Source organism: Azospirillum sp. ST 5-10 (assembly GCF_051225715.1).
Classification (GTDB): Bacteria; Pseudomonadota; Alphaproteobacteria; order Azospirillales; family Azospirillaceae; genus Azospirillum.
On sequence record NZ_JBPJSP010000033.1, the window covers coordinates 61,066 to 71,769 of the forward strand.

A 10,704-nucleotide genomic window follows, 5' to 3' on the forward strand; every position below is an offset into this window, starting at 1 on the left:
AGGGGGGCCCGACGCCGGGACCCTTCCGTGCCCGTCGCCGCGTCCTCGGCCGGCGCTCACCCGTCGATCCGCCGCCCCGTCTCGCGGTCGAACAGGTGGAAGGCGTCCGCCGGGGCGGCCAGGGTCAGCGTCTCGCCCGCGCGGCAGGCGGGCAGGCCGGGCATGCGGACGAGCAGCGTCTCGTCGCCGGGCAGGCGGCCGTGCACCACCGTGTCGGCGCCCAGCGCCTCCACCAGGTCGACGCGCACGCGCAGAGGACCGTCGGCGGCCGGGGCGAGGTCTTCCGGACGCACCCCCAGCTTGACGGCGCGGCCGGCGTGGGCCGGGTAGGGGCGGGGCAGCGCCAGGCGGACGCCGTCGGCGAGGCCGGCCGTCCGGCCGTCCGTCTCCAGGGCGGCGTCCACCACGTTCATCGGCGGGGCGCCGATGAAGCCGGCGACGAACAGGCTGGCCGGGCGCTGGTAGACCTCGAGCGGCGTGCCCACCTGCTCGGCCACGCCGTGGTTCATGATCATCACCCGGTCGGCGAGCGTCATCGCCTCCACCTGGTCGTGCGTCACGTAGAGCGAGGTGATGCCGAGGCGGTCCTGCAGCCGCTTGATCTCCACCCGCATCTGCGTGCGCAGCTTGGCGTCCAGGTTCGACAGCGGCTCGTCGAACAGGAACACCGCGGGCTCGCGGACGATGGCGCGGCCCATGGCGACGCGCTGGCGCTGGCCGCCGGACAGCTGCGACGGGCGGCGCTGCAGGAAGGGGCCGAGTTCGAGGATCGCCGCCGCCTTGTCGACGCGGGCCTGGATCTCCGTCTTGGAGAGGCCGCGGATCTTCAGGCCGTAGGCCATGTTGTCGAACACGCTCATGTGCGGGTAGAGGGCGTAGTTCTGGAACACCATGGCGATGTCGCGGTCCTTGGGCTCCAGGTCGTTGACGACGCGGCCGCCGATGACGACCTCGCCGCCGGTGATCTCCTCGAGCCCGGCGACCATGCGCAGCAGCGTGGACTTGCCGCAGCCGGACGGGCCGAGCAGCACCAGGAACTCGCCGTCGTCGACGTGGAGGTCGATGCCCTTGATGGCCTGGACGGCGCCGTAGGACTTGCGCACGGCGCGGATGTCGACGTTCGCCATGTTACTTCTCGCTCTCCACCAGGCCCTTGACGAACCATTTCTGCATGAGGACGACCACCGCCACCGGCGGCAGCATGGCCAGGATCGTCGTCGCCATCACCAGGTTCCATTCGGTGGCGGCGTCGGCGAAGGAGATCATCTTCGACAGGCCGATGACGATCGTGTTCATCTCGTTGCTGTTGGTGACCAGCAGCGGCCACAGGTACTGGGTCCAGCCGTAGATGAAGAGGATGACGAACAGCGCCGCGATGTTGGTCTTGGACAGCGGCAGCAGGATGTCCTTGAAGAAGCGCCAGGGACCGGCGCCGTCGATGCGCGCCGCCTCCAGCAGCTCGTCGGGGATGGTCAGGAAGAACTGGCGGAACAGGAAGGTCGCCGTCGCCGACGCCATCAGCGGCAGGGTCAGGCCGGTGTAGGTGTCGACCAGGCCGAGGTCGACCATCACCTTGTAGGTGGGCAGGATGCGCACCTCGACCGGCAGCATCAGGGTCAGGAAGATCATCCAGAAGAAGACCATCCGGAGCGGGAAGCGGAAGAAGACGATGGCGTAGGCCGACAGGATCGAGATGACGATCTTGCCCACGGCGATCGCCAGCGCCGTCACCGTGCTGTTGAACAGCAGGCGCGCCACGTCCACCCCGCCGATGCGCCCGACGCCGCCGAACAGGGCGCCGGCGTAGTTCTCCAGGAAGTGCGGGCCGGGATAGAGGGGAAGCGGCGGGCCGAGGATCTCCACCGTCGTGCGCGTCGAGGCGACGAAGGTGTAGTAGATCGGGAACGCGACGACGAGGATGCCGAGCACCAGGGTGAGGTGGGCGACGAGCCGGCCGACGGGGCGCCGTTCGATCATGCGTAGTGCACCTTGCGCTCGACGTAGTGGAACTGGATCACGGTCAGCGCCACGACGATGGCCATCAGGATCACCGACTGGGCGGAGGAGCCGCCGAGGTCGAGGCCGACGAAGCCGTCGTTGTAGACCTTGTAGACCAGCGTCTCCGTCGCCTTGGCCGGGCCGCCGCCGGTCACGGCGTGGATGATGCCGAAGGTGTCGAAGAAGGCGTAGACCGTGTTGACCACCAGCAGGAAGAAGGTGGTCGGCGACAGCAGCGGGAAGACGATGGTCCAGAAGCGCCGCGCCGGCCCGGCGCCGTCGATCGCGGCAGCCTCCAGGAGCGAGCGCGGGATCGCCTGCATGCCGGCGAGGAAGAACAGGAAGTTGTAGGACACCTGCTTCCAGGCCGCCGCCACCACCACCAGCAGCATGGCCTGGTCGCCGTCCAGGAGCGGGTCCCAGGCCACCCCGGCGCGGCGCAGCCAGATGGCGAGCGTGCCCATGGCCGGGGAGAACAGGAACAGCCAGAGCATGCCGGCCAGCGCCGGCGCCACCGCGTAGGGCCAGATCAGCAGGGTCTGGTAGAGGGTCTTGCCGCGCACCACCCGGTCGGCCATGGCGGCGAACAGCAGCCCCGAGGCCAGCGCCAGCAGCGCCACCGACAGGCTGAACACCGCGGTGATCCACAGCGAATGGAGATAGCCGGGATCGCCCAGCACCTGCTCGAAGTTCTCGAGGCCGACGAAGGCGCTGGACAGGCCGAAGGGGTCCTCGCGGTAGAGCGAGGTCTCCAGCGCCTGGTAGGCCGGCCAGAAGAAGAACACGACGGTGATGACGATCTGCGGCGTCACCAGCAGGTAGGGCAGCAGCTTGCCGGGAAAGATGACGCGTCGTTGCATGGGAATCCTTGCTCCCTCCCCCGCCACCGGCGGGGGAGGGAGCCGGTTGAGGCGTGGCCGTGCGGACCCCCTTCCCAACCCTCCCCCCGTCGAAGATGGGGGGAGGCTGGGAGGGGGGACCGACGCGGCCCGTCCTTACTTCGCGACCGCCTTGGCGGCCTGCTCGATGGCGGCGTTGGAGCGTTCGACCGCCTTGTCCAGCGCGGTCTTGGCGTCCTGCTTGCCGGCCAGCATCGCCTCGATCTCCTCGTTCTGGATGTCGCGCACCTGCGGCATGTTGACGAGGCGGACGCCGCGCGAGTTCTCGGTCGGCTCCTTGCCCATCATCTGGGTGATCGGCGTCTCGCGGCCGGGGTTCTTGTCGTAGAAGCCCGACGTCTTGGTGGCCTCGTAGGCCGCCAGCGTGACCGGGAGGTAGCCGGAGACCTGGTGCAGGCGGGACTGGATCTCCGTCTGCGACAGGAACTGGAAGAACTTGCCGACGCCCTTGTACTCCTCCGGGCTCTTGCCGGCGAAGACCCACAGCGAGGCGCCGCCGGGGGTGGTGTTCTGCGGCGCCCCCGCGGCGTCGGGGTAGTAGGGGAGCTGGCCGATGCCGTAGTCGATCTTCGACTTGGAAATGTCGGCGAGGCCGCCCGACGACTCGGTCAGGATGGCGCATTCGCCGTTGAGGAACTTCAGCTTCGCCTCGGACGTCCGGCCGCCGTAGCTGAACGAGCCGTCCTTCTGCATGTCGGCCAGGGTCTGGAAGTGCTTGACGTTGATCGGGCTGTTGATCTTCAGCTTGGGCGTCAGGCTGTCCAGGCCGTTGGCGTCGGTGGCGTAGGGCTGGTTGTTCCAGGCGGAGAAGTTCTCCAGGTGGATCCAGGTCGGCCAGGTCGTGGTGTAGCCGCAGGGCCAGCCCGCCGCCTTGATCTTGTGGGCGGCGTCGAACACCTCCGGCCAGGTCTTGGGCGGCTTGTTCTCGTCGAGGCCGGCCTTACGGAAGGCCTCCTTGTTGTAGTAGAGGATCGGCGAGGAGCTGTTGTACGGGAACGACAGCATCTCGCCCTGCGAGGTCGAGTAATAGCCGACGATGCCGGCGAGGTACTGGCTCTTGTCGAACGCGCCGCCGGCCTCGCGCAGCACCTCGGCCACCGGCTTCACCGCGCCCTTGGCGGCCATCATGACGCCGGTGCCGACGTCGAAGACCTGGATGATGTGGGGCGCCTGCTTGGCACGGAAGGCGGCGATGCCGGCCTGGAGCGTCTCCGGGTACTTGCCCTTGTAGACGGGCACGACCTTGTAGTCGCCCTGGGACTCGTTGAATTCCTTGGCGAGCTGCTCGACGACCTCGTTGTTGCCGCCCTCCATGGCGTGCCACCACTGCAGCTCGGTGACCGCCTGGGCGGACCCGGCCGACGCCACCAGCGCGAGCGCGGTGCCGGCCAGCAAAGCCTTGAGTCGAAACATCCTGTGCCTCCCTGTGCATGGTCTCCGGTCGGCCCACCGGTCCCGCGCGCCTGCGCGCCGGTCATCCGTCGTGCGCCACCGAGCCCCGGCTCCTTAGTCTTGTCCTGTTGCCGAAGCATCTCATTGGTATGAAGGTTTTATGACAGCCGCAAGCGGCAATCGCGGCACGCACGGATTTTGCACCGTGCGTACATTCGCAACCGCACATGACCGGCGTGCGGGGCGGGTCCGTGCCCTTACCAGCGGCGGGCCGGCTTCAGCGCGTCCGGCGAGAAGGCGTCGGGCTTGAGCGGCCGGTCGAAGGCCGGCGGCGGGTCCGCGTTGTCGAGGCCGCTCGCCACGTAGCGGTTGCCGGCGAAGTCGTAGGTGAGCTCGAGGGTGGGCAGCAGCACCGGCACTTCGGGGATGACGATGGGGTGCGCCTCGGCGTAGCGGGCCAGCGCCCCCTTGGCGTCGTAGTGATCGGCCATGAGGATCTGCCAGGAATCCTCGTCGAGATAGTAGGTGCGGCGTGGGAAGGGATGGCGGTAGCCGCGCTTCAGGGTCGCCTCGACGACCCACACCCGGTGCAGCTCGTAGCGCAGGAAGGCCGGGTCGGGGTGGGGCGGCCAGAGGAAGTCACGCGGCGTCAGCGCCGCGATGTTGAGGCGGTAGGCGTTGTAGGGCACGTACATCTCGCGCCGGCCGACGAGGCGGAAGTCGAAGCGGTCGGGCAGGCCGCTGAACATGTCCAGCATGTCGGCGGTGCGCACGCCGCCGGTCGCTGGGTCGGGCGTGCCGTAGGAGAAGTCGGGCGCGCGCACCGCCGCCCCCTTGCCGGCCGGGCGGTACCAGACGGCACGCGGGTTGCGCAGCGGGTTCAGCGTCTCGCGGATCAGCAGGGTGGCGCCGGCGACGGCCGGCGGCGACAGTCCGGTGCGCTTGTAGGAGAAGGCCGTCAGCCCGCCCGGGCCGGCGTCCTGGTCGGCCAGCCAGTCCTCGCGGTAGCGATCGACCGCCAGGGTGCCGTCGGCGGCGGGCAGGACGATGCCGTCGATGCGGCTGACGGCGGTGCCGCGCCAGCGCAGCACATGGTTCCACATCACCTCGTCCCCGTTGTCCGGCACCGGGAAGGGGATGCCGGCGCCGACGTCGCGCACCGCCAGCCCGTTCTCCGCCAGCCGGGCGCGCCGGGCGTTGACGGCGGTGGCGTCGTAGATGCGCTGGGGGGCCGCGGCGGTGCGCCGCGTCAGGTACATCGGCAGCTCGAAGCTGTCGGGGTAGCGGCGCAGCAGTTCCTGCTGGCCGGCGGACAGGCGTACGGCGAAGCGGTCCAGCTCGGCGGCGCGTACGGTGAACCAGCGGCCGTCGTCGACGAACGGATCGGGATGGTGGGTGCCGGCGACGAAGGTCCTGGGCGGCTCCGTCAAGCCGCCGGTCCATGCGGGGATCGTTCCCTGGGCGTTGGCGCCGCGGATGGCGCCCAGCGGCGTCAGCCCGTCGCCGAGGCCGCCGGGCGCCTGGGCGGCGGCCGGCGGCACCAGCAGGGCCAGCAGGCAGAACGTCGCGAGCGCCCGGCGCACGGGCACGCCTATTCGGCGGGAGCCGCCGATTCGAGGGCGGCCCGCCGGGCGACGAGACGGCGGCGGTTCCACGACACGCTCTTCCAGGCGACGGCGCCGCCGACCAGCAGCACGGCGACGACGAGCAGGATCTTGGTGCCGGACTCGCCGAACGAGGCGGCGGCCTCACCGAACATGTAGCCGGCGCCGGCGAAGCTGCAGGCCCAGATGCCGGCGGCGATGAAGTTCCAGAACAGGAACTTGCGCCACGGCATGTGCGAGGTGCCCATGGCCACCGAGGCGATGTTGCGCACCCCGTAGAGGAAGCGGAAGGTCAGGATGAAGCCGACGCCGTAGCGTTCCAGCCAGCTGTGCACCGTGGCCGCCCGCCGCCCGGCCGCGGGGAAGCGGTCGAGCGCCTTCACGCCCCAGCGGCGGCCGAGCCAGAACCACATCTGGTCGCCGCAGAAGCTGCCGAGCCAGACCGACGCCACCAGCAGCTTGACGTCGAGCACGCCGAGCGAGGACGCCCAGCCGCCGAAGATGACGAACGTCTCGCCTTCGAAGAAGGACCAGATGAAGGCAACGGGATAGAACGCGTCGCCCCATTCACGAAGCCAGTGGATCCACTCCAACGGCACCTCCTGCGGGTTGCGGACGAGCCCGCCGAACGCGCCGCTGCGGTACGGACCCAACACCTCGGCCCGGTGTCCGAGCCCGCCCCCAATATGGCATGGGGGTATGCTTTTGTCAGGGGCCGAATCGCCAGGTGCCCAATTCGTCTCAGGCGTCCTCGCCCGACAGTTCCCCCACCGCCTGGGCCGCCGCCCGCAACAGGGCGCGGTCGGGCTCGAAGGGGCCGTCCTCGGCCTCGTCCCAGCCGTCGGGCACGACACGCCGCTTCAGCTCGCGCGCCGCTTCAACCAGAAGGTGTGCCAGCCGCGCGTCGGGCAGGGCCTGCACCAGGGCGCGCAGCTCCGGGTTGGTCAGCGACGCCGGGTCGAAGACGGCCGGGGTCGCCGCGGCGGCCGCGGGGGGCAGGGCCATCACCGTCTGGGGCGATGGGGCGGCCGCCGCCGGCCGGGGCGGGGCGGCGGCCAGCGGGCCGACGGGCCGCGGCGCCGGCTCGCGCACCGCGTCGACCGCCACCGCGGCGGCCGCGTTGGCGCTCCGGCGCGGCCGTCCGGCCCGCTGGCGCCGGCCGGGGGGCGGCTCCGCCTCCGGCAGGCTGTCGAACAGGAGGGGCTGGCCGCCATGGGGCATCGCCTCGTGCTCCGTTCCCATGGCCTGCGTTTCCATGGCCCTCGCTCCCATGGCCCCCGTTTCCATGGCGTCACCCGTGCGCTGCGAAATGTTCACGGTTCATTCTACAGCGCGTCCGCCGTTTGTCGAGCCTCAATCGCCGGTCCCGACGCCGCACGCGGCGACCGGGCCGTCCTCCTCGACGGTGCGGTTGCGGCCGCCCGCCTTGGCCAGGTAGAGGGCGCGGTCGGCGGCGGCGACCAGGGCCTCGGCGGCGGTGCCGTTGTCGGGCACCAGGGCGGCGGCGCCGATGCTCACGGTGACGTGGTCGCCGGTGGGCGAGGCGGCGAACGGTCGGTTCAGGCGGCGGATGTTCTCGTGGATGCGCTGGGCGACGCGGCGGGCCCCGGCGATGCCGGTGCCGGGCAGGATGACGGCGATCTCCTCGCCGCCGTAGCGGGCGACCAGGTCGGCGGGGCGGGTGGCGGCGCTCGCCACGGCGTCGGCGATGGCCTTGAGGCAGCGGTCCCCTTCCAGGTGCCCGTAGGCGTCGTTGAAGGCCTTGAAGAAGTCGACGTCGACCATCAGCATGCCCAGCGGATCGCCGGTGCGCGCGGCGCGGCGCCATTCGGTCTCCAGCACCGTGTCGAAGCGGCGGCGGTTGGCGATGCCCAGCAGCCCGTCGGTGGCCGACAGCTCGGCCAGGCGGTGGTTGAGCGCCTCCATGGCCTCCTGGGCCCGGCGCAGGCGCGTGATGTCCTGCATCAGCAGCAGGCCGGCACCGCCGGGGTCCTCGGGGTCGGGCAGGGGGATGGCGAACAGGCGGTAGGCGCGGTCGTGCACGGCGACCTCCCCTTCGCCCTGGACGCCGGACAGGACGTCGCGGCACAGCGGCTCCAGCACGCGGCAGGCGGCGGCGTCGAACAGCTCGCCGACGGTCCGCCCGACGATGCGCGCCGGCTCCAGGCCGATGTCGGCGAGGCCGCGGCCGTCGGCGAAGCGGAAACGCAGGTCGCGGTCGAACACGGCGACGGCGCCGTTGGGCAGGTTGGCGGCGATGGTGCGGTAGAGCGCCTCGCTGCGGCGCACCTCCTCCTGGCTCTTCAGCAGGGCCTCGCGGGCCTCGACGACGTGGGTGACGTCGTCCAGGCTGACCACCACCAGCCCCTGCCCCGGCGCGTCCGCCGCCGGGGCGTTGAGGCGGCGCACCCGCATGTTGTGCCAGCGCATGCCGGCGGCGGTCGGGGCGGGGTGGTCGAGGACGTACTCCGTCCGCTCGCCGGCGATCACGGCGCGGATGCCCTCGGCGGCGGCGCGTGCGCTCTCCGACCCGGTGCCGCCGGCGGAGTCGCAGGCGGCGAGATAGTTGCCGCCGTCCCGCAGCGCCGCACCGGCCGAGGTCGCCGCGCTGTCGGTCCGCCACGCCCGGTTGGTGGCGACGATGTTGCCGCCGGCGTCGAGAATGGCGAGGCGCGTGCTCAGGGCGTCGAGCACGTCGTGGGTGAAGGCGTTGTCCTGGGCGACGCGGCCGTGCGCCGCCGTCTCGGCCGCCATGCCCCGCAGGCCGGCGGCGGTCAGCAGGCCGATGCCGGCCAGCGCGCCGGCGAACAGCAGGGCGTTGCGCCAGATCTCCGGCCACCACGCCGCCAGCACGTCGTCGACGGCGATCCCGGCGACCACGACGAGCGGCAGGCCGGCGATCCCGCGGAAGGCGAAGAGGCGCCGCACCCCGTCGACCGGCGACACCGCCTCCAGCAGGCCCTCGTTGCGGCCGGCGGCCAGGGCGGCGGCCACCTGGCCGGACAGGCGGTCGGGATCGACGACGCGGGTGGCGGCCGGCTCGCGGACGATCAGGGCGCCGTCGCCGCGCACCAGGGCGATCACCATCGGCGTGCGGTCGGCGGCGGCGCGGTAGAAGGCGCGGAACTGGTCGACGGCGACGTCCGCCACGGCGGCGCCGGCGAAGCCGCCGCCCGCCGCCGCCAGGGGCCGGCTGACGGTGACGGCCGGACCGTCGGGCGCGCGGCTCTCCTCCGGCGCGCCCACGAACAGGGGAGCGCCGGCGCGATGGGCGAGGACGGCGGGGCGGTCGGCGACGTCGCGGATCACCGCCGGAAAGGCGGCGGTGGAGAACACCGCCAGCCCGTCGGCGTCGATCACGGCGACCCCCGTCACCGTCGGCAGCGCGTCGGCCAGGCGGTGGGTGCGACGCCACTCCTCCTCGGAGGTGGCGAAGCGTTGCAGACCCAGTTCGGCGACGCGCTCCACGGTCTGGCGCACCAGGAGGTCGGCGGGAGCGAGGACGCGCAGGGCGTGCTCCTCGGCCAGCAGCGCGGCGTGCCCGGCGGTGCGCGCGGCGTCCCGCAGGACGGCGTCGTAGCCGCGCCGGGCATCCAGGGCCAGGAGCACCCCGACTCCCAGCGTGGCGGCGAGTCCGAGAGCCAGCAGGGTCGTTTTCGGCCGCAGCGGCATGACTCCATCCACCGACGGGACTGCACGCGGCCACCCCGCCGGGCGCGCCGCATAGGCTGCAAGTATTACCCCGGTGCCGGAGGGTGCACAACGGGGTGTGCGATCGGCGGGTGGGACTCCGGCGGTGCGGCCGGTGCATCGGCGACCGCCGCCACGGCGGGGAGCGCCGCGACGAAGGCGGCCGGCCGCAGGATGCGGGTGCCGCCGACGCGGCCGAGCACCAGGAGGTCGCGGTCCTCGGTCACCAGGAGGTCGGCCCGCCCGGCATCGGCCAGCGCCAGGAACTTGTCGTCGCCGGGGTCGCGGCACAGCGGCGCCACCGCCGCCGGCTCCACCAGCGTGGCGGCGCCTTCGATCCCGGCCAGCCACGCCTCCCGTTCGGCGCGGCCGCGGTGACGGTCGAAGGCCGGCCGGCGCAGCACCGCGCGCAGCTCCTCCAGGGTCGCCGCGGAGAACAGCAGCACGCCGCCGCGCGCCGTCTCGACGCAGCGCCGCACCGCGTCGTAGTGGCGCGGCACGGGGTCCGGCAACAGGGCGTGGCTGACGAGGACGTTGGTGTCGAGGATGCAGCGCATGGCGCCACTATGACGCGGCGGTGCGGCGCGGTCCATTCCGGCCGGCCGACCTTGCCGGTCGGGGCGGCCCCGGGGTACAAGCGGCCCAGGGACTTGCAGACCCGTCGACCGTCCGTGCGGAGCCGCCCATGACCACCACCATCCTCGTCGTCGACGACAGCCGCCTCGCGCGCGAGATGGTGAGCAGCGTCATCGCCACCCTGCGGCCGGACTGGACCATCGTCACCGCGGTGAACGGCGAGGAGGCCCTGGACAAGCTGGAGGCGGTGGCGCCGGTGGCGGCGGTCGTCGACCACAGCATGCCGGGGATGGACGGGCTGACCCTGGCCGGCCACGTGCGCGAGCGCCGGCCGCAGATCCCCGTCGGCATCCTCACCGCCAAGGTGGAGGAGGGGCTGCGCCAACGGGCGCACGCGCTGGGCTGCCGCTTCATCCCCAAGCCGGTCACCGCCGACAAGGTCCGCGCCTTCCTCGGCGACGCCGGCCTGTGAGATACCGTCACGTTGAGCAAGCCCTATTTTCAGGGGGCGAGCTTTGGTTCGAAGGGCTTTCGGGCCTTGGCGA

Annotated in this window: 10 protein-coding genes; 1 reads left to right on the plus strand and 9 read right to left on the minus strand. The window is 72.0% G+C overall.

The features are described from left to right. Window positions 1–56: 56 nt before the first annotated feature. The 9 genes from ACSBPG_RS26720 to ACSBPG_RS26760 all read right to left on the minus strand — a co-directional run bounded on the left by ACSBPG_RS26720 (window position 57) and on the right by ACSBPG_RS26760 (window position 10,176). Window positions 57–1,127: a sn-glycerol-3-phosphate import ATP-binding protein UgpC gene (locus ACSBPG_RS26720; protein WP_435540289.1), complete on the minus strand. Its 1,071-nt coding sequence runs from the start codon at window positions 1,125–1,127 to the stop codon at window positions 57–59. Window position 1,128: 1 nt separating this feature from the next. Beyond that, entirely contained in the window at window positions 1,129–1,977 is an 849-nt protein-coding gene (ugpE, locus tag ACSBPG_RS26725; RefSeq protein ID WP_435540290.1) for a sn-glycerol-3-phosphate ABC transporter permease UgpE, read from the minus strand. After that, a complete protein-coding gene (gene ugpA, locus ACSBPG_RS26730; RefSeq protein ID WP_435540291.1) occupies window positions 1,974–2,858 on the minus strand; it encodes a sn-glycerol-3-phosphate ABC transporter permease UgpA in 885 nt (294 codons plus the stop codon). The genes ugpE and ugpA overlap by 4 nt, the downstream gene beginning before the upstream one ends. Before the next feature lie 135 nt (window positions 2,859–2,993). Then, window positions 2,994–4,310, minus strand: a complete 1,317-nt coding sequence (gene ugpB / locus ACSBPG_RS26735; RefSeq protein ID WP_435540292.1) for a sn-glycerol-3-phosphate ABC transporter substrate-binding protein UgpB — start codon at window positions 4,308–4,310, stop codon at window positions 2,994–2,996. A gap of 236 nt (window positions 4,311–4,546) precedes the next feature. Continuing rightward, the gene (locus ACSBPG_RS26740) at window positions 4,547–5,872 is read right to left on the minus strand and encodes a DUF1329 domain-containing protein (protein WP_435540293.1); all 1,326 of its coding nucleotides are present in this window, start codon (window positions 5,870–5,872) and stop codon (window positions 4,547–4,549) included. An 8-nt stretch (window positions 5,873–5,880) separates the two neighbouring features. Beyond that, entirely contained in the window at window positions 5,881–6,549 is a 669-nt protein-coding gene (locus tag ACSBPG_RS26745) for a DedA family protein (protein WP_435540294.1), read from the minus strand. A gap of 85 nt (window positions 6,550–6,634) precedes the next feature. Beyond that, window positions 6,635–7,150, minus strand: a complete 516-nt coding sequence (locus ACSBPG_RS26750) for a hypothetical protein (protein WP_435540295.1) — start codon at window positions 7,148–7,150, stop codon at window positions 6,635–6,637. A gap of 96 nt (window positions 7,151–7,246) precedes the next feature. Beyond that, window positions 7,247–9,565, minus strand: coding sequence for a diguanylate cyclase domain-containing protein (locus ACSBPG_RS26755; RefSeq protein ID WP_435540296.1), 2,319 nt, complete (start codon window positions 9,563–9,565; stop codon window positions 7,247–7,249). Window positions 9,566–9,630: 65 nt separating this feature from the next. Continuing rightward, a complete protein-coding gene (locus ACSBPG_RS26760) occupies window positions 9,631–10,176 on the minus strand; it encodes a putative toxin-antitoxin system toxin component, PIN family (RefSeq protein WP_435540297.1) in 546 nt (181 codons plus the stop codon). Window positions 10,177–10,268: 92 nt separating this feature from the next. Here ACSBPG_RS26760 and ACSBPG_RS26765 point away from each other — a divergent pair, with 92 nt between their 5' ends. Then, on the plus strand, window positions 10,269–10,631 hold the full coding sequence (locus ACSBPG_RS26765; RefSeq protein ID WP_435540298.1) for a response regulator: 363 nt from the start codon (window positions 10,269–10,271) through the stop codon (window positions 10,629–10,631). The last annotated feature ends 73 nt before the right edge of the window (window positions 10,632–10,704 follow it).

Excerpts from the sequence above, each read along its gene's own strand:
- ACSBPG_RS26720 (WP_435540289.1), bottom strand. The coding sequence starts at position 1,127 with ATGGCGAACGTCGACATCCGCGCCGTGCGCAAGTCCTACGGCGCCGTC.
- ugpE (WP_435540290.1), bottom strand. The coding sequence starts at position 1,977 with ATGATCGAACGGCGCCCCGTCGGCCGGCTCGTCGCCCACCTCACCCTG.
- ugpA (WP_435540291.1), bottom strand. The coding sequence starts at position 2,858 with ATGCAACGACGCGTCATCTTTCCCGGCAAGCTGCTGCCCTACCTGCTG.
- ugpB (WP_435540292.1), bottom strand. The coding sequence starts at position 4,310 with ATGTTTCGACTCAAGGCTTTGCTGGCCGGCACCGCGCTCGCGCTGGTG.
- ACSBPG_RS26750 (WP_435540295.1), bottom strand. The coding sequence starts at position 7,150 with ATGGAAACGCAGGCCATGGGAACGGAGCACGAGGCGATGCCCCATGGC.
- ACSBPG_RS26755 (WP_435540296.1), bottom strand. The coding sequence starts at position 9,565 with ATGCCGCTGCGGCCGAAAACGACCCTGCTGGCTCTCGGACTCGCCGCC.
- ACSBPG_RS26760 (WP_435540297.1), bottom strand. The coding sequence starts at position 10,176 with ATGGACCGCGCCGCACCGCCGCGTCATAGTGGCGCCATGCGCTGCATC.
- ACSBPG_RS26765 (WP_435540298.1), top strand. The coding sequence starts at position 10,269 with ATGACCACCACCATCCTCGTCGTCGACGACAGCCGCCTCGCGCGCGAG.